This window comes from Agrobacterium sp. GD03872 (assembly GCF_029840625.1).
In the GTDB taxonomy this organism is placed as follows: domain Bacteria; phylum Pseudomonadota; class Alphaproteobacteria; order Rhizobiales; family Rhizobiaceae; genus Agrobacterium; species Agrobacterium fabrum_A.
Genome location: NZ_JAOCCY010000004.1, coordinates 173,976 through 194,487, shown reverse-complemented (window position 1 = coordinate 194,487; position 20,512 = coordinate 173,976). Strand labels below are relative to the sequence as shown.

23 protein-coding genes, 2 pseudogenes and 1 riboswitch are annotated in these 20,512 nt (G+C 58.1%); of the genes and pseudogenes, 9 read left to right on the top strand and 16 right to left on the bottom strand.

What is annotated here, in order from left to right:
• Positions 1-99 precede the first annotated feature (99 nt).
• Positions 100-420 carry a hypothetical protein gene (locus tag N5D22_RS11990; protein WP_279655203.1) on the bottom strand — a complete coding sequence of 107 codons (321 nt, stop codon included), beginning with the start codon at positions 418-420 and terminating at the stop codon, positions 100-102.
• Between the two features lie 202 nt (positions 421-622).
• Here N5D22_RS11990 and crcB point away from each other — a divergent pair, with 202 nt between their 5' ends.
• The 6 genes and pseudogenes from crcB (at position 623) to N5D22_RS11960 (ending at position 4,730) form a co-directional block, all read left to right on the top strand.
• Positions 623-1,000 (top strand): fluoride efflux transporter CrcB, encoded by a 378-nt coding sequence (crcB, locus tag N5D22_RS11985; protein ID WP_279655202.1) that lies wholly within the window; start codon positions 623-625, stop codon positions 998-1,000.
• Positions 1,001-1,066: 66 nt separating this feature from the next.
• Positions 1,067-2,056: an RluA family pseudouridine synthase gene (locus N5D22_RS11980; protein WP_279655201.1), complete on the top strand. Its 990-nt coding sequence runs from the start codon at positions 1,067-1,069 to the stop codon at positions 2,054-2,056.
• A gap of 5 nt (positions 2,057-2,061) precedes the next feature.
• The gene (locus tag N5D22_RS11975; RefSeq protein ID WP_279655200.1) at positions 2,062-2,727 is read left to right on the top strand and encodes an HAD family hydrolase; all 666 of its coding nucleotides are present in this window, start codon (positions 2,062-2,064) and stop codon (positions 2,725-2,727) included.
• Positions 2,728-2,761: 34 nt separating this feature from the next.
• Complete coding sequence (locus N5D22_RS11970) at positions 2,762-3,556, top strand: ATP12 family chaperone protein (protein WP_279655199.1); 795 nt, start codon at positions 2,762-2,764, stop codon at positions 3,554-3,556.
• Between the two features lie 60 nt (positions 3,557-3,616).
• A complete protein-coding gene (locus N5D22_RS11965) occupies positions 3,617-4,105 on the top strand; it encodes a hypothetical protein (RefSeq protein WP_279655198.1) in 489 nt (162 codons plus the stop codon).
• A gap of 236 nt (positions 4,106-4,341) precedes the next feature.
• A pseudogene (locus N5D22_RS11960) lies at positions 4,342-4,730 on the top strand (RidA family protein).
• 55 nt (positions 4,731-4,785) lie between these two features.
• On the opposite strand, the gene fghA reads toward N5D22_RS11960, so the two are convergent.
• From fghA to N5D22_RS11945, 3 genes are read right to left on the bottom strand one after another with little or no spacing between them, the layout of a single operon-like run.
• On the bottom strand, positions 4,786-5,619 hold the full coding sequence (gene fghA, locus N5D22_RS11955; protein ID WP_279655197.1) for an S-formylglutathione hydrolase: 834 nt from the start codon (positions 5,617-5,619) through the stop codon (positions 4,786-4,788).
• Positions 5,620-5,649: 30 nt separating this feature from the next.
• Entirely contained in the window at positions 5,650-6,357 is a 708-nt protein-coding gene (locus tag N5D22_RS11950; protein ID WP_279655195.1) for a DUF1345 domain-containing protein, read from the bottom strand.
• Between the two features lie 25 nt (positions 6,358-6,382).
• The gene (locus N5D22_RS11945) at positions 6,383-6,838 is read right to left on the bottom strand and encodes a YaiI/YqxD family protein (RefSeq protein WP_279655194.1); all 456 of its coding nucleotides are present in this window, start codon (positions 6,836-6,838) and stop codon (positions 6,383-6,385) included.
• A gap of 166 nt (positions 6,839-7,004) precedes the next feature.
• On the opposite strand from N5D22_RS11945, the gene N5D22_RS11940 reads away from it, so the two are divergent.
• Entirely contained in the window at positions 7,005-7,457 is a 453-nt protein-coding gene (locus N5D22_RS11940) for a DUF5680 domain-containing protein (protein ID WP_279655193.1), read from the top strand.
• Between the two features lie 31 nt (positions 7,458-7,488).
• Positions 7,489-7,962: a hypothetical protein gene (locus N5D22_RS11935; protein ID WP_279655192.1), complete on the top strand. Its 474-nt coding sequence runs from the start codon at positions 7,489-7,491 to the stop codon at positions 7,960-7,962.
• Between the two features lie 64 nt (positions 7,963-8,026).
• Here N5D22_RS11935 and N5D22_RS11930 read toward each other — a convergent pair whose 3' ends face one another.
• Positions 8,027-8,683, bottom strand: a complete 657-nt coding sequence (locus N5D22_RS11930) for a peroxiredoxin (RefSeq protein WP_003496073.1) — start codon at positions 8,681-8,683, stop codon at positions 8,027-8,029.
• Positions 8,684-9,221: 538 nt separating this feature from the next.
• Here N5D22_RS11930 and N5D22_RS11925 point away from each other — a divergent pair.
• Positions 9,222-9,872, top strand: a complete 651-nt coding sequence (locus N5D22_RS11925; RefSeq protein WP_279655190.1) for a glutathione S-transferase family protein — start codon at positions 9,222-9,224, stop codon at positions 9,870-9,872.
• Positions 9,873-9,897: 25 nt separating this feature from the next.
• Here N5D22_RS11925 and N5D22_RS11920 read toward each other — a convergent pair whose 3' ends face one another.
• The 11 genes and pseudogenes from N5D22_RS11920 to N5D22_RS11870 form a co-directional block, all read right to left on the bottom strand.
• Entirely contained in the window at positions 9,898-10,323 is a 426-nt protein-coding gene (locus tag N5D22_RS11920; RefSeq protein ID WP_279655189.1) for a GNAT family N-acetyltransferase, read from the bottom strand.
• A 226-nt stretch (positions 10,324-10,549) separates the two neighbouring features.
• On the bottom strand, positions 10,550-11,287 hold the full coding sequence (locus N5D22_RS11915) for a DUF1062 domain-containing protein (protein WP_279655188.1): 738 nt from the start codon (positions 11,285-11,287) through the stop codon (positions 10,550-10,552).
• A gap of 279 nt (positions 11,288-11,566) precedes the next feature.
• Complete coding sequence (locus tag N5D22_RS11910) at positions 11,567-12,211, bottom strand: cytochrome b (protein ID WP_279655187.1); 645 nt, start codon at positions 12,209-12,211, stop codon at positions 11,567-11,569.
• Between the two features lie 3 nt (positions 12,212-12,214).
• Positions 12,215-12,994, bottom strand: coding sequence for an anti-sigma factor (locus N5D22_RS11905; protein WP_279655186.1), 780 nt, complete (start codon positions 12,992-12,994; stop codon positions 12,215-12,217).
• A complete protein-coding gene (locus tag N5D22_RS11900) occupies positions 12,991-13,497 on the bottom strand; it encodes a sigma-70 family RNA polymerase sigma factor (protein WP_279655185.1) in 507 nt (168 codons plus the stop codon). The genes N5D22_RS11905 and N5D22_RS11900 overlap by 4 nt, the downstream gene beginning before the upstream one ends.
• Positions 13,498-13,501: 4 nt before the next feature.
• On the bottom strand, positions 13,502-13,669 hold the full coding sequence (locus tag N5D22_RS11895; protein ID WP_279655183.1) for a hypothetical protein: 168 nt from the start codon (positions 13,667-13,669) through the stop codon (positions 13,502-13,504).
• A gap of 113 nt (positions 13,670-13,782) precedes the next feature.
• Positions 13,783-14,349, bottom strand: a complete 567-nt coding sequence (locus tag N5D22_RS11890; protein WP_279655182.1) for a YceI family protein — start codon at positions 14,347-14,349, stop codon at positions 13,783-13,785.
• A gap of 485 nt (positions 14,350-14,834) precedes the next feature.
• Entirely contained in the window at positions 14,835-15,863 is a 1,029-nt protein-coding gene (locus N5D22_RS11885; protein WP_279655514.1) for a methionine synthase, read from the bottom strand.
• Positions 15,864-15,888: 25 nt separating this feature from the next.
• Positions 15,889-16,866, bottom strand: a complete 978-nt coding sequence (locus tag N5D22_RS11880) for a DUF1852 domain-containing protein (protein ID WP_279655181.1) — start codon at positions 16,864-16,866, stop codon at positions 15,889-15,891.
• A 102-nt stretch (positions 16,867-16,968) separates the two neighbouring features.
• Positions 16,969-17,182, bottom strand: a riboswitch (cobalamin riboswitch).
• Positions 17,183-17,409: 227 nt separating this feature from the next.
• Positions 17,410-18,747: pseudogene (locus N5D22_RS11875) on the bottom strand (ISNCY family transposase); the annotation flags it as partial.
• A 532-nt stretch (positions 18,748-19,279) separates the two neighbouring features.
• Positions 19,280-20,503 carry a hypothetical protein gene (locus tag N5D22_RS11870; protein ID WP_279655180.1) on the bottom strand — a complete coding sequence of 408 codons (1,224 nt, stop codon included), beginning with the start codon at positions 20,501-20,503 and terminating at the stop codon, positions 19,280-19,282.
• Positions 20,504-20,512: the final 9 nt, after the last annotated feature.

Sequence of the window (20,512 nt, the reverse complement as noted above, 5' to 3'; positions counted from 1 at the left end):
GGAACTCGGTCGAAAATATCTAGACGTTCAATCTGACATCGAGCTGAATGGAGGCGTCCGTTCGATCGCGTCCGCAGTGAAGAAATTAAATTAAAATATCTACGTATCGGATTGATTTAAAAATTTATTTTCAGATTTTCCGGAGGTGCTGTTTTCCTCATATGCCTCCACGGCCTGTTCAAGCGTTGCCTGCGGCTCGTGACGTTGGCTCGATGCGATCAGGAAATAAAGCGTCAGGGCCGGCGGCTTGATCGCGGTCATCAGGCCGCGCAGCTGGAAATCGTCGCCATGTTCGGCCTTGCGCGCGAGTTCGTGAATGGCCTCTTCGACCTCGCTCTTGCGCGGCACACGCTGCGGCGGTTTCATGGCCTCCAGCGCATAGGCTGCCGTATTCGCGGAAACGGAAAGAACCTGTGTCATCTAACCTCCGGCCAACTTCGCTGACCCCTAAAAATCGTAGATTAGCATCCGCATCTTGTTGGAAGGCTAAATCGCGGACCGGTAATTTAATCGCATTTTAGCAGTCCAAAGCGCCCGCCAGAGGGGTTTCGTCAGCGGTTCCCATGGTCTAGAAATGTCCGGACTGCCCGATCGGGCAATTTCTTCCGGAGACACAATCCCCATGCTCAATATCGCCCTTGTCGCCGCAGGCGGCGCAATCGGCTCCGTGTTCCGTTATCTGGTCGGGCTCTGGAGCGTGCGGCTGGCGGGTGCGAATTTCCCCTGGGGAACGTTTGCGGTCAATGTGGTCGGATCTTTCATGATCGGTCTGCTGGTCGAACTTGTGGCGCGACGGCTGAACGCCTCGATGGAAATGCGCCTGTTCCTCGTCACCGGCGTGCTTGGCGGCTTCACCACCTTTTCGTCCTTCTCGCTCGATGCCGTGGCGCTGTTCGAACGCGGCGCGCTCGGTCTTTCGGCCGTTTACGTGCTCGCAAGTCTTGCGGTTTCCATCGCTGCGGTTTTCGCCGGGCTGGCCTTGGGCCGCAACTTGTTCTAAAGGCTTGATCCAAACGGCGCGCCAGAAATGCCGGCGCGCGATCAGGACAGAAAGACTGGAAATTTCATGGCAGGTATCGAGCATATCAAGGTCGAGGCCGACGAGGCCGGTATGCGCCTCGATCGCTGGTTCAAGATTCACTATCCGGGGCTGGGTTTCGGGCAGTTGCAGAAGCTGCTGCGCTCCGGCCAGGTGCGTGTGGACGGTGGCCGGGTGAAGACGGATGCACGGGTGCAGCCGGGACAGATGGTGCGTGTGCCGCCGGTCGATTCCGACCTCAAGACCAAGACAGGTCCGATCGGTTCGAAGGATCTCAAACACTCAGAAGATGCCGAGCTTCTGGCGCGCATGCTGCTGCATGAGGACGACAAGGTGTTCGTTTTCAACAAGCCGGCCGGCATTGCCGTGCAGGGCGGTTCGGGCGTCACCCGCCATATCGATGGGCTGCTGGAAGCCTGGACCAACCAGAAGGGCGAAAAGCCGCGTCTGGTGCACCGCCTCGACCGCGATACGTCGGGCGTGCTGGTGGTTGCCCGCACCCGTGGCGCCGCACAGAAGCTGACCGCCGCCTTCCGCGAGCGCGACACCAAGAAGACCTATTGGGCCCTGGTCAAGGGCGTGCCGCGCAAACACCAGGACAAGATTTCCACCTGGCTCGTCAAGGAACAGACGATGGACGGCGACCGCATGCGCATCGCCAAGCATGGCGAGGAGGGGGCCGATCACGCCGTTTCCTATTACCGCGTCATCGACACCGCCGCGCAGAACCTCGCCTGGCTGGAGATGGAACCCTATACCGGCCGCACCCATCAGCTTCGCGTCCACGCCCTGCACATGGGGCACCCGATCATCGGCGATCCCAAATATTATATCGACGATCCGAACTGGGATTTCCCGGGCGGTATCCAGAAACGCCTGCACCTGCATGCGCGCCATATCGACATTCCGCATCCGAATGGTGGCCGGCTTCGGGTCAGTGCGCCCCTGCCGCCGCATATGGTGCAGAGCTGGAACCTGCTCGGTCTCGATGTGGCCGATGGCGATAGGGAAGACTGAAAGCGATGAAGCTCGTTCTTTTCGATTGCGACGGCACGCTGGTGGATAGCGCCGGCCTCATTCATGCGGTCATGGTCGAAACCTTTGCCGATTTCGGAAAGCCGCGCCCCGATATCTCCGAGACCAAGGCGATCATTGGCCTGACGCTCGATATCGCTATCGCGCGCATGCTCGGCAAAACGCATGTGGATGACGAGGCGCTGGCGATGACGCAGCGCTACAGGGAGGTCTATCACCCCCTGCGCGAACGTCCAGAAATGACGACGCCGCTGTTTGACGGCATAGAGCCGCTGATCGACACGCTGTCGAAACGGGATGACGTGCTGATCGGCGCGGTAACCGGCAAGGGAAGGCGCGGGCTCACCCATATTCTCGAAACGCACGGCTTTGCCGATCACTTCATCGTTTCGCGCACGGCGGATGATTGCCCCTCCAAGCCAAATCCGGCCATGGTGATGGAGTGCTGCCATGAAACCGGCATGGTTCCGGCCGATACTATCGTGATCGGCGATGCGGTCTATGACATGCAGATGGCCAGGGCGGCGGGCGCAAAAGCCATCGGCGTCGCCTGGGGTTATGCTTCGGTCGACGATCTCTGGAAAGCGGGCGCCGATGCGGTCGTCAGCCACCCGCGCGAAATCCCGGCCCATGTTCCGGCCGACAATCTCTAAGTAACCCATTCTACCCGAGTGATGAGGACGTGCCATGCGTGATCTCCTGAATGACCTTTCGGAGGGCCTGAGCCATCCCGATCCGATCCTGCGCGCGCAGATCCAGATGCAAAAACCTTTGCCGAAGCGGTTTTACAAGGATGTCACCGTCGGCGAGGCGGAGGAGGACGGCTTTACCATCCTTCTCGATGGCAAGCCGCTGCGCACCCCCGCCAAGAAACCGCTGACCGTGCCGTCGCGCGCGCTGGCGGAACTGCTTCGCGATGAATGGGATGCCCAGAAAGAAGTGGTCAACCCGGTCGTCATGCCGATATCGCGGCATGTGAACACGGCCATCGATGGCGTCGCCAATGACACGCAGGCGGTTTTTGAGGATATTCTGCGGTTTTCCTCTTCCGATCTCCTGTGCTATCGCGCCGGTGACCCGGAAGCGCTGGTGGCGCGGCAGACGGACCATTGGGATCCGGTTCTGGACTGGGCGGCCAATGTGCTCGGCGCCCGCTTCATTCTCGTTGAAGGCGTGATGCATCGCGACCAGCCGCGCGAGGCGATCGCGGCCTTTGCGGTGACGCTCAAGAAATATGATACGCCGATTGCGCTTGCCGCTCTTCACACCATGACGTCGCTGACCGGCTCCGCCATTCTGGCTCTGGCATTGGCGGAAGGCGAGCTGACGCTGGAGGAGGCATGGGCGCTTGCCCATCTCGACGAAGACTGGACCGCCGAGCAATGGGGTGAGGATGAGGAAGCGCTGGAACGCCGCGCCGTCAGGCTCATCGACATGCGCGCCGCACTCAATGTCCTGGAGTCCCTGAAGAGCGCCTCTTAACGCTTTTCTAACCCTGATCGCCGAACATGCGGTTACCTCACGTTAGGGGAGCCGCTGATCATGATCACCTTGCTGAAACGCCTTGGCATTCTTGTGCTGGCGTGTTTCACGCTCATGTCCTTCAGGCTGGAACCGGAAGCGACCAATACTGACCGGCTGCTTTACGATGTGCGCGGCGCATTTGTCGCCGCCCGCCCGGATGTCGCGCCGGCGCTGATGCAATCCATTCATGCGCAGGTGCAGAACGCGATCAAGACCACGGCGCGTGGCGAGACCCGGCCACGTGTGGTGCTGACCATCCGTCTCGCATCCGTCACCCGCGCCCCGTTCCTGTTCGGAGAGCGGGCGTCGGCCAAGGTCATCGTCCGTGCTGCCGCCGTGGTGACAGGCGAGGTGATTGCGGAAGCCAAATTCACCGCCACAGTCGTCAGTTTCGACAATCAGTCGATCGAGCAGGAGCTCGCCTATGGCGTTGCAGAACGGGTGATCCGCGAATTCCGGTTGAACCGCCCCGGTCCAACGACGCTTGCGACGGCGCTGTTTCCCTGAACAGGGCAAAGGCCGGCATGCGCCAGCTATTCGTCTCGATTGGTTCTCAACATATCTCAAGCCCCCCGGCAAGAAGAGCCTCGCTTGACAGGCTGAATCTCACATACGTTGCGTATCTCAATTGACATACGTTGCGTAGGTCATTACCTCACATACGTAACGTATGTGAAGTGGCGTCCGAAGTTTCGAAACAATGCTTTGCGCGCCATTGCCATTCAGCCAAAAGAGAGATGCAAATGACCGAACGCGAAGCAATTTTCCCCGCCAACAGGCACGCGCTCTATGAGGAGCACGGCTACTCGGCAGCGATCCGATCCGGTGACCTTCTTTTCGTTTCCGGCCGGTCGGCAGCCGTGCCGATGGTTCGCCTGAGCCAGACTTTGAACGTCAGGTCCGGTTGGCCTTTGAAAACCTCAAGGCCACGCTTGAGGCGGCCGGCTGCACCTTCGACGATCTCGTGGATGTGACGACGTTCCACACCGACCCGGAGAACCAGTTCGGGGCGATCATGGCCATCAAGCAGGAAATTTTCAGCAAATCGCCTTACCCGAACTGGACCGCCGTCGGCGTCAACTGGCTTGCCGGCTTCGATTTCGAGATCAAGGTCATTGCCCGCATTCCGTGATGCCGGGGCAGGTTCGAGCCGGCGACGCTACCAGGCGTCGCCGGCTTTTCCACCCTTATCCGAGCCGTTGGGCATGCCACTTCAGATGGTCGTCCATAAAGGTGGAAATGAAATAATAGGAATGGTCGTAGCGATCGTGCATGCGCAGCGTCAGGTCGATATCCGTACCCTTGATCGCCTCTTCGAACAGCCAAGGACGCAGACCTTTTTCGAGGAAACTGTCGGCCTTGCCCTGATCGATCAGAAACTCGGGAAAGCGTGCGCCGTCCTCAACCAATGAGCAGGCGTCGTATTGACGCCAGATGGCCCGGTCCGTGCCGAGATATTTCTCGAACGCCGGTTCCGACCAGTCGGCGGAAGAGGGCGCCACAATCGGTGCAAAGGCGGAGCAGCTCCTGAAACGCGCCGGGTTCCTGAGCGCCATGGTCATCGCGCCGTGACCGCCCATGGAATGGCCGAAAATGCCCTGGCGGCTCATATCCGCGCGAAAATGCTGGCCGATAAGGACCGGCAGCTCTTCCGTCACATAGCTGTACATCTGGTAATGCTCGGACCAGGGCGCCTCGGTGGCGTCGAGATAAAAGCCGGCGCCCTTGCCCATCTGCCAGTTGGTCAACTCGTCCGGCACGTCGTTGCCGCGCGGGCTCGTATCCGGGCAGATGATGATCAGCCCGAGTTCCGAGGCCATGCGGCGGTATTCGCCCTTTTCCATCACATTGGCGTGGGTGCAGGTGAGGCCGGAGAGATACCACAGAACCGGGCAGGGTTCGTGGATCGCCTTCGGCGGCACATAAACCGCAAAGGTCATCTCGGACTTCAGGGTTTCGGATGTGTGCGAGAACACGCCCTGCATGCCGCCAAAGGCCGTATTCTGCGAAATGATGTTCATGAAGCCATTCCTTTTGGAGAATTTTCCGGTTCAACCCGCAAGCGAGACCGCGGCATTGACCGCCGCTGCGACCAGGACCGTATTGAAGAAAAAAGAAACGATGGAGTGCAGCAGTGTCACCTTGCGCATGCTCGTGGTGGTGATCCCCACATCCGAGGTCTGCGCCGTCATGCCGATCACCACGGCAAAATAGAGAAAGTCGTAGCCGCAGGGCTCTTTCGTCGCCGGAAAATCCATGCCGCCGCGATGCTGGCGCTTGCCGTCCACCGTGGCCGGCCGCCAGTAGAGATGCGCATAATGCAATGCGGTCATGGTGTGGATCGTCAGCCAGCCGAAGATCACCGACGCAAAAGCGATGAACAGGGTCCAGACCGTCTCGCCCGTATGGTTCAGCGCCTGAAACAGCGATACCACGGCGACTGCGACCGCAAGCAGCGTGACGGCGATGATGGCGATTGCCGGCAGATCGTCGTTATCGGCATGCGCCTTCAGATGTTGCGCCGTCAATGCCGGCAGGCGAAAGGCAATCAATGTGAGATAGGTCAGGAAGAACAGGACGGCCGCGATCTCCACCGCCAGGGGCGGTGCAAAAACCAGCGCCAGCCCAAGGCCGATGGCGCCGACCAGAAAAGCGATGACGAAAGGCTGGTGACGCCGATAGACAGTGCTTTGGGCCCCCGGGCTTTTAGAACTGGGGCTTTTGGGGTTGGCTGGGTTCTTCGGATTGGCCGGGGTCATGGGCGACACCTTTCTGTTTACGCCGTCACTTTTTGACACGGCGGCAGAAACGGTCAAGCGTCTCCAGAAATGCGGAGCGGTCGCGCGGTGAAAAAGCGGCGTTATATCCCTTGCTTTCACCGGTCTCGCGCAGATGCGCTCCAAGATCGCGCATCGCCGTCGCCATACCGATATTCGACTGGTCGAAAACACGGCCCGTCGGCCCCGTTACCAGCGCGCCCCTGGCGACGCAACGGCCGGCGAGCGGCACATCGGCCGTGATGACGATATCGTTTTCGCCGGCATGATCGGCGATCCAGTCATCAGCAGCATCGAAACCGGCGGACACGATGACGTTTTTCACCATGGGATCGCGCGACGGGCGCAGACCGGAATTGGCAACAAAGGTCACTTCCAGCCCATGCCGCTCCGCCACCCTGAGAATCTCCGGCTTTACGGGGCAGGCATCGGCGTCGACATAGATTTGCGGGTTTTGCGGCATGGACACTCTTTTCGGATAATTCCTGCCACGCTTCTAAGCGCAAATGCCGCGATTACCAAGCCCGCCATTGCTGAAATGCGGGTTCGATGCCGGGCAGGGGCCGCACTTGCGACCATCCTGAAAATCGCCTATGTTCTCTTTATGTTCTTATCCCGAAAGGTTTCCCATGCTGGAAGAGTTCATCGTGCAGGCCAAGTCCGCCACTTATGTCGGCGGCGGCAACAAATCCGCGACGCCCACGCGCAAGGGATCGCACGATCTCGGTTATCAGAGCGGCGACTGGCACTATATCGACAGCTATTTCGGCGGAACCGATTTCATCGGCCAGGAGGTCGTCTGGCATGAGGGGACGGCCGTGTGGGCGATGAGTTATTACGGCCGCATCCTCCGGCCCGATATGATCGACGGCGCCACGGCTGGCAGTGTCATTCAGCGGTCGCTTTCCACGCTCTATCGTGAGGGCCGGTTCCTTGGCGGCTTCACCCACCCGGTGGAAAATCTGGTCTATGTCGATACGAATGAGGGTGAATTCCGGTCCTTCACCGGCATCGAGCGCATTTACCGTGGCCATGTCGAGACGTACCGGCTTGACTATCATGGCGGGATCATAAAGCCATAGAGCGCGGGAAACGCCATGGACGGGATTTGCAATGGCAAATGGCGACACTCAATTTTTCAAGGCGACACTCTATTTCGACAGCGAACCCACGATCTCTGATTTGACCCTGATGCAAGCGTGGGGCGAGGAGGGATATGAATGTGAGCGGCTGAGCGAAAAGGGCGTGTTTGACGGCCTGCGCGGTTCGACCAGGATTTTTGTCGGCACTCAGCAAATCGCGGCGATGCTGGCCTTCGGAACCTTCGTGACGGAGGAGGGAGAAAATATCAGGGCCTGGACAACGGGTCTGGAACATTTCGGCCAGACGAATCTGCTTTTCGAGACTCCGGCCGGAGATGCGACGCAAGCGCTTCTCACCCTGTTCGGCCTCGGGCATCTCATCGTCAACGGGCGACGCTTCGCTGCCGGCGAAGCCATAACATCTTTCGACCTTCTTGCGCGTTTCACCTCCGCCGAACTCGATGCCCGGCCAATGCTGCGCGTCATCAGGCAGGACGCCGGCTAGAGCGCGCAGTCGCATCTAAGGACGGATGGGACGATGTGTTTCACCGCCCCGTCACAGGTTCAAATCAGCCAGGCTGCTTGGTCTTGCGCAGATAGGGAAGAACCGTATCGTAGGAACCGAAACGGGCAATCGCATCCTCGTTGGAGACGGCCGCGGTGATGATGACATCCTCGCCCTGCTTCCAGTTGGCCGGTGTCGCCACCTGATGTTTGGATGTGAGCTGGATGGAATCGATCGCGCGAAGAATTTCCTCGAAGTTTCGGCCCGTGGTCATCGGGTAGGTGAGGACCAGCTTGATCTTCTTGTCGGGGCCGATGACGAAGACGGAGCGCACAGTGGCGTTGTCGGCGGGCGTGCGGCCCTCGGAACTCTCGCCTGCACCCGCCGGCAGCATGTCATAAAGCTTCGCCACCTTCAGGTCCTTGTCGCCGATCAGCGGATAATCGACGTTGAAACCGGTCGCGGTGCGGATATCGTTCTTCCATTTTTCATGGCTTTCGACCGGATCAACCGAAATGCCGATGATCTTGACGCCACGTTTTTCGAATTCCGGCTGCAGGCCGCCCATCGCGCCGAGTTCCGTCGTGCAGACCGGTGTGAAGTTCTTCGGATGCGAAAACAGGACCGCCCAGCCGTCGCCGATCCAGTCGTGAAAGCTCACCGGACCATGGGTGGTCTCGGCGGTAAAGTCGGGTGCTATGTCGTTGATACGCAGGCTCATCTGGTTCTTTCTCCCTAATCACTTAAGTTGAAAACGTAATGGTTCTCGGCAATCCTGGTTGGCGCAGGAGCTTGGAGTTCTTGCATGAAATGGCCAGCTTTTTCAGCTCCTGCCAGCCGTTCCGCCGGGCAGGGGCAGCTTACTAGGTTCCCGTGAAAGCGTGATGGCGCTCCACGCATATATTCGGTTATCGCCAGCCCTCCGATATCGACGCCACGGATATAAGAACCTCCAATATCGGCCCCAAGGTCATGCGGCCTTTGGCCACACCATCAAACACGCCGGGCAGCGGTGATGCGCTGTGCAACGGCAGAAAATCGTAAAGAGCTCGGACTGAGCCCGTCGAGGTCGAATGGAACCGCGACATGCTCCAGGCCCGGCGCCGTCAGCCATTCCGTCACTGACGTTGTCTGCAACCATCCAAGCGCCTATTGTGGCGCAGCGCCAGTCGGACAAAGGCGAGGCTGTTTGCATTTCCCGGCCGGTACGAGACGCTGAATTGCCGATCATCTCCAGAATGATGCGATGGAGAACAGCAATGACAATCACCATTACAGCCTTTGAACATTCGCCCGATGGTGGCAGGGGCCTCGCCCGCGACATGCGCGTCCGCTGGGCGCTTGAAGAGGTGGGGCAGCCCTATGAGGTCCGCCTTCTCTCCTTCAAGGCGATGCGCGAGCCGGCGCATTTGGCTCTTCAGCCATTCGGGCAAATCCCGACCTATGAAGAGGGCGATCTCGCCCTGTTCGAATCCGGTGCGATTGTATTCCATATAGCCGAACGCCATGCCGGCCTGCTGCCCCGTGAGGCGGATGCGCGGGCGCGGGCGATCATGTGGATGTTCACCGCACTCAGCACCATTGAACCGCCTGTCGTCGAGCATTTTGTCACAGGCTTCCTCGAAAGGGACAAGAGCTGGCACAGCGAACGCCTGCACATCGTCGATGAGCGCATTCGCAAGCGGCTCGGCGAATTATCCCGCCGTCTCGGCGGAGCCGACTGGCTCGACGGCGCATTCAGCGCCGGTGACCTGATGATGATATCGGTCCTGCAACGGATAAAAAGTTCGGGCATTCTCGATGAATATCCGAACCTTGCGGCCTATGTCGCCCGAGGCGAGGCGCGACCCGCCTACCAACGCGCCTTCGCCGCCCAGCTGGCGGTTTTCAGGGCCGCTTCGGGTAGCTGAGCCGCAACAGGCGGGAAATCCCCGCTCAGGTCGACGCGCTGACGCGATAGGCCATTCCGAGCGACCTCGGTGCGGTCTCCCTGAAGCCGAATTTTTCGTATAGCCTGTTTGCTGGCACATCGGCGATCAGGCTGACATAGGCCGAAGCGGGAAATTCGTTCGTCACGTGGTCCATCAGCGCAGTCATGATCGCCTTGCCCAAACCTTTGCCTTGATGAGCGGGATCGACGGCAATGTCCACGACTTGAAAAAAGCAGCCGCCGTCGCCGATCAGCCTGCCCATGCCGATCGCGGAACCAGCATGTAAAACCAGCACGGAGAAAACCGTACCCTGCAAACCCTTTTCCGCCGCCGCCTCTGAAAAGGGGCTTAGCCCCGCCACGGCACGAAGACGCAGATAGTCCTCGACGGATGGAGTTCTGGCCACGATTGAATACTCGGGATGGTTCATTCGACTCTCCTCTTGGCCGCAACATGGTGCGGCCTCCCACAGATGACGTTTTATACCATCGCTTTCGATTCTGAACGGCGCGTCGTCAACGTCGTCTGCCTTCAGCCACCCGCGCCGCATCTGGCGAGCGGATAGTTTCTGATACCCATGCGTGATCCAGTAAATCCGGGCCGTCGAAATTTATTAGGGCAGGCGAGGGCCTGTATCCGCAGACCCCCGCCAATCTTCAGCCTCCCGTCGCCGGCTTCCAGAACCGCTCCCGATCGATCCTGTCGCAGCACTCGATCACAATCCGGGCGCCGTCCTTGAGACGCCGTCGCAAGAGGTCAGGCGGCGTCCGTATCCTGCCGCTATCGTAAAGCTTCTGCAGCTGCGACCGCGAAAGTCCGAGTTCAGACGCCAGTAGCCGGTCAAGGCGAACGCCGGTGAGAAACGGAACCGCCAGGTCAATCTCCGCCGCGGTCCAGTCGGGAGGTTCGTCCTTTATCCTTTTCTCGATATCGAACTCGGGAAATTCATCGATGCGTTGCGATTTGCGTTTCAGGGCTTCGAGGTTGAATGTCTCCGTTCTTATCCATTGCGGATCGTTGGACTGCAGCGCCTCCAGAATGACGGGGCTGATGTCGCGAACGTTCTGCCGCTCGAAAATTGGCCGGTTCCAGCTTTTGTCGCAGGTCAGGCATCGATAGATGAGCCAGGCATCCAGTTTTCGGCCGTTGGCATTGAGCCGGATTTTACCGCTGGCCTGGAATGCCCTCACGCCGCCGCATCCGTTGCATGCAAACCAGGGTTGGGGCGCCGTTCGTGGTGTAATGGTCCATTGGACACGAAGTAAGTTGCACATATCGTCTTGGTCTTCCGTTTGGAAGTCCACCAAGATGGTGCAGGAGAAAACCCTTGCGGGAGCGGCGTGGCGATGTTTCGGATGGATGAAGAGCTGGGACAGCAGGGCTGCGCAGGGCACATTTTAACAATGCCAGACCGGTCTCTTGCCGCCACCCGATGAACATCATCATACGCCGACAGCCCATGGCTATCCGCAATAGGGTGAAACTGGATTGAGACCGGTATTTACTTAGGCAAAGTCTACCTCGATGCGCCAATGCTCTTCGGCAGCGACGATAACAAACGATCGGTCTGAAATGGAGTCACGCGGCGCGTCCGGACCGCCAAAAGCTGCCGCAATGCGACTTTTATGCAACTTCGGGTGATCCGCTCACTCTCCGGATCAGCCTGCACGGGCTTATTTCCGAGGAGGGGCGGGGTTGCGCCCATCACCCGCGGTGGACGAAGGCGGAAGCATGCGCCGGAGGGTCGGATCCCTGCGGACGAAGTGGTGCCAGAACGCCGCTGCAACGTGAAGAACGATGATGGCGGCTGCGAGATAGGCGAGGGTGGCGTGGATATCACTCCAGAAAACCTCGGCCTCGTCCGAGATCGCCAAAGGCAGTCCCGGAACGACGACAAGATCGAAGACATAACTGGGGATCTGCAGGGGAGACGTCGATGCAACGGCCCAGCCGGCGAGGGGAACCGCAAGGGTAAGAAGCAGCAAAGCCGCATGCGCGGCGCGCGCGGCAAGCCTTGAGGCCGGACCCTCACCATCGACAGGCTGCGGCCTGCCGCTGAAAACCGACCACACCAAACGCGGCACGGCGAGGGCCAGCACCAGAAATCCTATCGACTTGTGGTATTGAAACAGGTCGAACTGAAGGGCCGGATCGATATTGTCACGGCTCATCAGATATCCCAGTGCAAGCTGCGTCAGAAAAAGCAGCGCTATTGCCCAGTGGAACGCGATTGTCACCAATCCGAAGCGTGTGGACGTGTTGCGCCACACCCGACCACCAGCCGGGGTTTTGTCGGAGTAATCCTCGAAATATTTCATCGGCTAACTCAGCTGCTGATAAGTGTCTTTCGCGATGGCGTCCATGCGGTCGGATGGCAGATTGCCGACCAGGGCGCAGCGGATCGTTTCATCGTCCCAGGATATGGTCTCCAGTGAACCGACGGTGGCGCGCCGCATGGCGCTGTCGCTCGCATCGCCCGCGGCCACGATGTAAAGCGTGACGCGCTGCCCGCTTTTATCTTCATACATGAGCTGTGCGGCGACGCCTTCGGAACTGGGGAGCACCCGGCCGCCGACAAGCGACAGGCCATGGCGGCTGAGGTCGGGAATGTTGAGTTTACGGTCCAGCCGCTTCGACAGCCATTTCGGCAGGTCGGACGCGTTCTCGGCATCGGCTCGAACTTCCACGGGGTGAAGAACCTCGCCCGCAAACAGCTTGTGCGCCTGCGTCGCATCCGCGACGATGGAGCGGGCAGGCGTCGTGGCCTCGGACAGCAGCCCGCGCCCGAACCAGCCGCCAGCCAATCCAACCGCCAGCATCAGAATGGATGCCGCCGCCATGTTGCGCCAATCGCCGCGCTCCGACCGCAGGCGCCGCTCAAGGCGGTAAACATCGAGGCGTTCGGGTAAAACACCTCCATCGAGAGGGCCATAAAGAGCCTTCAGCGTCGTGTTCTGCTGCTGCCACATCGCAACCCTGCGTGCGTCGGCCGGACTGGAGGCGAGGTGGGTACGAACGGCATCATGCCGTTTGCCGTCGAGTTCTCCGTCGACATAAGAGATCAGATCGGCTTCAGTTATCTGCGGATCGTTACCGGTCATTTTATCACCTTGAGACCTGGCTGGTATTCCTGGGTCATCCGGGCCAAGGCCGTCCGGGCCCGCCCGAGACGGGACATCAGGGTGCCCAGCGGAATTTCAAGAACGTCGGCGGCTTCCGCGTAACTCAGACCTTCGACGACGACGAGGAGGAGGGCCTCGCGGTGCTCGCTGGACAGCTGTTCAATGGCGCGGGCCATTTCGGCAAGCGCTATCCGGCCCGTCTGCGCCGCCGGCACGAACAGCTGTTCCGCCACATCGTCGATCGGGATTTGCGAGGGGCGGCGATTCCGGCTGCGCAGATTGTTGCGGTAGACATTGACAAGCACCCGGTAGAGCCACGGACGCAACGGTCCCCGCGGCTTCCACAATGCCTTCTTGCGGATGGCTCTTTCGAGACAGTCCTGAACGAGATCGTCAGCAGTGTCGCGGTCGTGCGTCAGCGCATTCGCGTAGCGTCGAAGCGCCGGGATGCAATTTGTAATCTCGTCGAGAAAATCCGCCATGGTGCTATTCCCTGGCAGGGCGGCAGACGCCGCCTTCGCCCGCGACATCGCCGGGCTGCCAGTCCATCTGCCGGCGACACGCCCATTTCTTCGCACATCCATCATAGCAGACCAACGCGCCACCGGCATATGGCTCGACGAGGGCGGTCAGAACGAAATGATGTGCACGCATGAAATAGTCCCTTTGGCGGTAACGGATCGGACAATATTGCCCGACACCAGACAGAACACCGGCTAGCGGTACTTAATCCCAATCCCGCCGGACTTTTTGATGCGGTTGTCCTTTTACCGCACGCCTTTCAAATCGATGTCGAATGCAACCATATTCGAATAGAGCGGCACTCCGACACCCATGCCATAAGGCATGCGGGGAATATTGCCGGTAACGTGGAAGGTGACGGATCCGTTCTGCTGGTCAACGAATGTGGCGTGAAACGTCTCGCGTCTCGATATGCCTCTGGCCGTCAATATGCCTTCAACCATCGCGCTGCGAGGTCCGTCCTGCGTGACGCGGCTGGAACGGAAGACAATCTGCGGATAAACGGCAATATTAAAAACCGCGCTGGACCGCAGGAAATCCTCCACCCGTTCTTGCCCCGTCCGGACGCTGGAAGGGTTGAGGCTGATTTCCACATAGGATTTGGCCGGCTGGTCCGGGTCGATGTCGAAGCGTCCGGATATATCGGGAATTGTGCCCTTGATCCCGGGGCCGGCAACCTGGGCAATTGAAAAGCCTATATGAGAGGCCGGATCGATACGATAACGCCCGGCCGCGGTCGAAAGCGGATTGGCGGCCGCCGGCGAACCGGCCAATATCACGATGAAGAGACTGACGAGATAGGGATGTTTCACGGCGCGAGCTCCTTATGAACGGTCGCACTCAGAAAAACACCACAGGAAAAGATTTAATCCGCCCGGTTCAGTCAGATCGTAAAAATCCTGCCCGATGGGCGGGACTTGCTTTGATGGCGCGGGGAGCGGATATCTTGCAGGGCGTGGTTTCGTCACTCACAATGGCTGTCAAAGCTGATTAGAGATGCGACGCCGCTGGCCCGTTAGAAATGCGACACTGGTCGCGTTCTTGCGCTGACGGTCAGCCCCCGACCGGACCGGCTGGCCGGGGTTGCAAGGGTAGGGAGGGGGCGGATGATGGAACTCCCTCTTCGGCTTTAGCTTCCTCAGTTGTGGTGACTGCTTTGCGCCAACAGCGGACTTCCGCCGAAGCCTTCAGGTTGATCGGCGCTGCGGCGCCAAAGCAATCCAATAGTCTTCCCACATATGCCATGATGGAAGGTGGCAGCGAGCATCCGCCACCCGAGTTTTCGATCGTCGACAAGCTACGTAGCGAGCTCTTTCCGGACGATCTCGGCTCCTGCGCTCAGAGCATTCAGCTTACCTCTTGCCACACGGCGAGACAGAGGGGCCATGCCACAATTGGTGCACGGGCAAAGGTTGTCCGCGTCGACAAACTTGAGCGCCTTGCGCAACGTGGCGGCGACTTCCTCCGGGGTTTCGATCGTGTCACTTGCCACATCGATGGCTCCGACCATCACTTTCTTCCCTCGAACAAGCTCCAGAAGGTCCATAGGGACATGAGAGTTGTGGCATTCGAGGGAGATCATGCCGATGCTGGATTTCTGCAGTTTGGGGAGAGTTTCTTCATACTGCCGCCACTCTGAGCCGAGGGTCTTTTTCCAATCCGTATTTGCCTTTATGCCGTAACCGTAGCAGATATGGACGGCGGTCTCGCACTTCAGCCCTTCGATCGCCTTTTCCAGAGTGGCAATGCCCCAGTCATTCACTTCGTCAAAGAAAACGTTGAAGGCAGGCTCGTCGAACTGGATGATATCAACGCCGGCAGCCTCCAGTTCCCTTGCTTCCGCGTTGAGTATACCGGCAAATTCCCAGGCGAGCTTTTCACGGCTTTTATAGTGGTCGTCAAAAAGCGTATCGATTATCGTCATCGGACCCGGCAATGCCCATTTGATGGGGTGTTTGGTCTGATGACGCAAAAATCTGGCGTCTTCGACGAAAACGGGCTTCTGGCGAGAGACCGTGCCGACGACTGTCGGGACACTCGCATCATAGCGATCGCGAATTCTGACGGTCTCGCGTTTTTCGAAATCAACGCCATCGAGGTGCTCGATGAAAGTCGTGACGAAATGCTGGCGCGTTTGCTCGCCATCACTGACGATGTCGATGCCGGCTTGTTGCTGATCGTCCAGTGACAGGCGCAGGGCATCTCTTTTGCCCTCCAGCAGTTCCTCATCCTCTAGTTTCCAGGGCGACCACAGTTTTTCGGGCTGCGCAAGCCAGGAAGGTTTCGGCAGGCTGCCGGCAGTCGATGTGGGGAGAAGCTTCTTCATGATGATGACCTGTTTCCAGTGTTGATCAGGCGGCGCATTGAGCCAGGAATTGCTCAAGGGCGGCGCGGTATGGCTTGATGAAGTGTTCTTCGGTGAATTTGCCCTGATCCACCGCCAGGCGACTGCGTTCGTCGCGGTCGTAGATGATCCGGGTCAGCGAATAGTCCTGGTGCTTCAGATTGGGCTGGTAAAAATTCCCAGCGGCTGCGTTGGCATTGTAGATTTCAGGGCGATAAATCCTCTGAAACGTTTCCATCGTGCTGATGACGCCGATCAGTTCGATATTGGAATAATCGCCCAGCAAGTCGCCGACAAAATAGAAGGCCAGCGGCGCAACGCTGCCCGCGGGCATGAAATAGCGAACCTGCAATCCCATTTTCCCGAAATACTCATCGGTGAGCGAGAACTCATGCTGCCGGTACTCGACGCCCATGACCGGATGATGATTTTCGGTCCGGTAATAGGTCTTGCTGGTGGAGGCGCTGATGCAAATGACCGGCGGCTTGCGAAACTGCGACCGGTAGGCATCCGACTGCAGAAAGGACTTGAAAAGGTTTCCATGCAGGTCGCCGAAGTCGGCCGGAATACTGAAGGCAGGCAGGCTCTTGTTATACTCAGGCAGCACGACGTTAAAGTCGTAGTCGCGCACATAGGAGGAGAAGTTATTCCCCACAATGCCGTCGATACGTTCACCGGTTTTGTGATCGATGATCGTCGTCTTCAGTATCTCGATGAGAGGAAATGTCTCGCCATGAACATCCAGGCTCATTTCGACTGAAATGATCTCCAGCTCGACCGAGTATCGGTCCGCTTTGGGATTGTCCCAATGCGCGAGGGCGTTGAAGCGGCTATCGATCATCCGCAGGACATTGCGCAGGTTCTCCTGCCGCTTTTCGCCCCTGGCCAGGTTTGCGAAATTAGTGGTGATGCGCGTATGTTCCGAAGGACGATAATCCTCGTCGAAGGGTACGCTTGTGATCGTGAAACTGCAGGTCTGAGACATGTAGTGCCCCTATGGAGTGGGGGGCATGGATCTGCGGACGCATAGCAAGACAGGCCGCGATGATGCAGCCTTTGCTACGGCACACTGGGACACCCCGCCCGTGGACGTTACTTCGCCAAAGGCAGGTCTCCTGGCTCACGGTTCATCGCTTCCGTCCGTCTTCCCGGGGTAAACCAGTGACATGGTGGACTTTGGCTCGCCGCTTACAGTTGCGGGGGCAGCGTCGGCATTTCCGAATGACACGGAGCACCGACTTCCCTCTTAGCCCCAGTACGCTGCATGCAACGACCGGGGAACCTTAGGCATCCCGACCATAATGCAAGGTGAGACGTCGGTCAACATCATATAACGATATCTTTATATCGTTAAATCCATAGCGCGGCCGCAAGCTCTGATCTGATGGATTGCATGCGGCATTAACACACGACTGTTACACGCGCAGCCTTGGCCGGTCGCTAGTTAAAGATAAATCGCCGACAGTCGGCTCAGTTCAGATAGGCGGATGTGACCCTGCGCGATGTCCGCTTTGGGCCGATAGCGGCCTTATTCAGCCGCCTCCATTCGCGCAAGCGCTTTCTGCCTTCTCGCAATCACCTCCGGATCATTCATGAAATCTGTCCGTCGTCCGGGCTTTCGTCCGCGTTTTTGATACCCATTGCTCTGGCTGCCGTCCGGGATATCAAACATGCTGTTGACCTGTCCGGTTCGGCGCGGACCACGTTTGCTCCGTTTTAGATCGCGACCTTCCTGCATCTGAGCAACGAGTGACAGCATGTCATCCAGTCTCTTGTTCTCAACCACAGGCGACCGGTGAACGGAGCGAAGCGTGTCGAACGTCCTATAAGGCAGCGTAAAACTCTCGTGCATGATCTCCAGGCGGCCGTCCGGATAATCGCAAACGATGACTTTTTGACCCGCCAGTGATGTTGCCCGTTCCGTCGGATCGAGAATGAATATCACCTTGTCATAGCGCAACGTCAGGGATTGCGAGAGCGTGCGGACCTCCTTGCGGCACATGGCACTGTCGAGGTTCTCATGGGCGGCGAGGGGACGGTGCATGTCTTTCGGATTACGTGGTGGTTTACCGAAACGAGCGTTGAAATCGATAATGAATTCCTGCGCGTAATCGTTGGCAGCGTCTATCGTATCGATACCGCGGAGCCGCAGCTCCTTGACCAATCGATCCTGCAGGGTCTGATTGGCCCGTTCAACCCGGCCCTTGGCCTGTGGAGTGTTGGCGCAGATGATGTCGATGTTCAGCTCATAGAGTGCGCGTCCAAACTGCGTCAGCCCACTGGTTCGATCTTTCTCCGAAGCGTGCGTAGAGCGAAACACGCCGTGCTTGTCGCTATAAAAAGCCAGCGGTTTACCCCATTGCTGCAAATAGGCCTTTGTCGCGTGCAGATAATCGAAAGTGTTCTCGGATCCCGCAAAGCGCAGATGTAGCAGCTTGCCGGTAGCGTCATCGATATAGACGAGAAGGGCGCATTTTGGTCCGCGACTCTCGAACCACCAGTGATGCGATCCATCGATCTGCACCAGCTCGCCAAAGCAATCGCGCCGGCCGCGTGGTTGAAAGACACGTTTCTTGCGTTCTCTCCGAGATATCCAGATGCCTGCCTCGGTCATCCACTGGCGTAACGTTTCCTTGCCGATGGCCAGTTGGTGCCGCTCAATCAGCTTCTCGCGAGCCAAGGTTGGACCGAAATCGGCATACCGTTCTCTGACCAGATCGAGAACGGCGTTGCGAAGATCCTCGCTGTGACGCCGGTTGCTTGGTTGTTGGCGCTTCTTTGAGACGAGACCGGGCATGCCATCGCTCTCATATGCATTTAACAGCCGATGCATCTGGCTTCGGCTGATGCAGAGCACGTTTCTATCTGGCCCAAGTGTCGCATTACTAAATGGGCGCTACAATGGATAATCGCATAAGATAGAATAGGGAATTTCAGCAGTTTAGTGACAGTGTATTTTCATACACTTGAGTAACCCACGTTACATAATCTATGTGACCTGATTTGGGGTAACTCGTCAACCATTATAATGAACTTTCCAACACTTTATTAACACCACGGAACGAACTGTTTTCGACCACCGCCCCCGCCCTTGGAGCGGGCCGCTTTTTTGCTATCTGGTCGCTTCTTACACACATTGTTTTCGCGCGCCTTTTCAGACGACTTCCTTGCGTCAGGCTCAGGTGTAGGCGACAGATTGAGTTTTGATTGTTGGCGGTGTTTCTCCGTGATGACTGGTTTTTTGGCTTTAGCAGCGACGGGCGCAGCATAGCCAGATGGTGGACGGTCCGATATCGACGGTTTCACATCGACATATTTCGTCCTGGGCGTTTTCAGCTTCACCGAAGCCCTAAGGGCTGGTTCCGCTACACGCCTCACCGTAACGGCGAGAGCAGGCCCTACAGATCGGGGACTGTCGGGACGTGGGTTTGAAACCCTGCGAGCCGCCACAAGCGTTCTGTCTCGTAGGGGTTGTGACTTTTTGGTTTTATTTTTACGTGCCATCCGGCATCTCCCTCTTCATCGATTGAGAACCACAGCCGGACACCAGCCGTGGCGGTAAAGTAGCAGTTTGCTTTCTCGCAAAACTGCACAATTGCCCCTTCAAACGGCGGGGCGACAGGGACAGGCCCCTTGGAGCGATGCTCCGAATAAAGAAATTCATCGTAGACCGGCGTCGCGCCGGTATCGAGGAAGTCCCAAATGATCTCACTGCGAGGAGGGAGATCACCATGCTTTTCATCCCAAATGTCGATGAAATATTGCAGGAAGTTTTCCGCCGTTTTCCCGGTCATGTGAAACTGAACCGGCTTGGCCGCTTCCCGAAACTGCTTTTGCGTTTTGGCGCGCGTGGTCCTAGGGACGCGGCGCACATCGGGGAAGCTATAGAACAGGTTCTGCGGAGAGAGACCTTGTTCGAGATATTGCTCCGCCAACTGGCGAAAGTAATAATGGCCTAGCGGCGGTTTTTTGGAGGGCATAGGCCCCCAACCCTGCTGTTCTTCGTCCGCAGGGTCTTTGAGAAGATACTTACATGCATACCGGATTGCTTCCGGTGAGCACTTGTCCCAATAGGACCAGCCATGCGGCCAGTGCTTTTGCATGAAGTTTTCTCTGAGTACATGGTCAGGGACAGGCCCTTGCCAGTACAAGATGATGTGCCAATGAGCGCGGCCCTTCATAGAGCCGTATTCGCCGACGACGAAATACCGAACAGGAAACCCATCGGTGCGGAGATACTTGAGGTATTTTTGCACATCAGAGTAAGTCAGCACCGCAGCGCGGATATGATCGATATCGCCCGTTGTGCGATCCTGCCCATAGGTCAGGGTTACGACATGCGAGGCAGTTGCCGTCTTACTTTCGGCAATGTTTCGGCCAACCCAATCATCGACTTTGGTTTCCCGACATTGCCAGCATTCGCGACAGGCCACGACGCCGACATCGCTGATTTTTACCGGGTTCAAACACATGAGTTTTCGTGTCCTGTCACTAAATGCACCTATTACCAAGGGGATGGTGTTCCGCCGCGCCTGCCTTCCTTCCGTGATCTTGGGATCAAGGAAGGCAGGCACGGCTACGCGCCCGCCGAATTGACGGCGGGTGCGCTTTTCATTCGCCAAAGAGGCTTG

Bases quoted from the DNA above. Each gene is read 5' to 3' on its own strand.
- N5D22_RS11965 (WP_279655198.1), top strand. From the start codon at position 3,617: ATGATCACCTTGCTGAAACGCCTTGGCATTCTTGTGCTGGCGTGTTTC.
- N5D22_RS11930 (WP_003496073.1), bottom strand. From the start codon at position 8,683: ATGAGCCTGCGTATCAACGACATAGCACCCGACTTTACCGCCGAGACC.
- N5D22_RS11920 (WP_279655189.1), bottom strand. From the start codon at position 10,323: ATGAACCATCCCGAGTATTCAATCGTGGCCAGAACTCCATCCGTCGAG.
- N5D22_RS11900 (WP_279655185.1), bottom strand. From the start codon at position 13,497: ATGGCGGATTTTCTCGACGAGATTACAAATTGCATCCCGGCGCTTCGA.
- N5D22_RS11945 (WP_279655194.1), bottom strand. From the start codon at position 6,838: ATGCCGCAAAACCCGCAAATCTATGTCGACGCCGATGCCTGCCCCGTA.
- N5D22_RS11970 (WP_279655199.1), top strand. From the start codon at position 2,762: ATGCGTGATCTCCTGAATGACCTTTCGGAGGGCCTGAGCCATCCCGAT.
- crcB (WP_279655202.1), top strand. From the start codon at position 623: ATGCTCAATATCGCCCTTGTCGCCGCAGGCGGCGCAATCGGCTCCGTG.
- N5D22_RS11950 (WP_279655195.1), bottom strand. From the start codon at position 6,357: ATGACCCCGGCCAATCCGAAGAACCCAGCCAACCCCAAAAGCCCCAGT.
- N5D22_RS11990 (WP_279655203.1), bottom strand. From the start codon at position 420: ATGACACAGGTTCTTTCCGTTTCCGCGAATACGGCAGCCTATGCGCTG.
- N5D22_RS11980 (WP_279655201.1), top strand. From the start codon at position 1,067: ATGGCAGGTATCGAGCATATCAAGGTCGAGGCCGACGAGGCCGGTATG.
- N5D22_RS11910 (WP_279655187.1), bottom strand. From the start codon at position 12,211: ATGAAATATTTCGAGGATTACTCCGACAAAACCCCGGCTGGTGGTCGG.
- N5D22_RS11935 (WP_279655192.1), top strand. From the start codon at position 7,489: ATGGCAAATGGCGACACTCAATTTTTCAAGGCGACACTCTATTTCGAC.
- N5D22_RS11975 (WP_279655200.1), top strand. From the start codon at position 2,062: ATGAAGCTCGTTCTTTTCGATTGCGACGGCACGCTGGTGGATAGCGCC.
- fghA (WP_279655197.1), bottom strand. From the start codon at position 5,619: ATGAACATCATTTCGCAGAATACGGCCTTTGGCGGCATGCAGGGCGTG.
- N5D22_RS11885 (WP_279655514.1), bottom strand. From the start codon at position 15,863: ATGAAGAAGCTTCTCCCCACATCGACTGCCGGCAGCCTGCCGAAACCT.
- N5D22_RS11925 (WP_279655190.1), top strand. From the start codon at position 9,222: ATGACAATCACCATTACAGCCTTTGAACATTCGCCCGATGGTGGCAGG.
- N5D22_RS11905 (WP_279655186.1), bottom strand. From the start codon at position 12,994: ATGACCGGTAACGATCCGCAGATAACTGAAGCCGATCTGATCTCTTAT.
- N5D22_RS11880 (WP_279655181.1), bottom strand. From the start codon at position 16,866: ATGTCTCAGACCTGCAGTTTCACGATCACAAGCGTACCCTTCGACGAG.
- N5D22_RS11940 (WP_279655193.1), top strand. From the start codon at position 7,005: ATGCTGGAAGAGTTCATCGTGCAGGCCAAGTCCGCCACTTATGTCGGC.
- N5D22_RS11895 (WP_279655183.1), bottom strand. From the start codon at position 13,669: ATGCGTGCACATCATTTCGTTCTGACCGCCCTCGTCGAGCCATATGCC.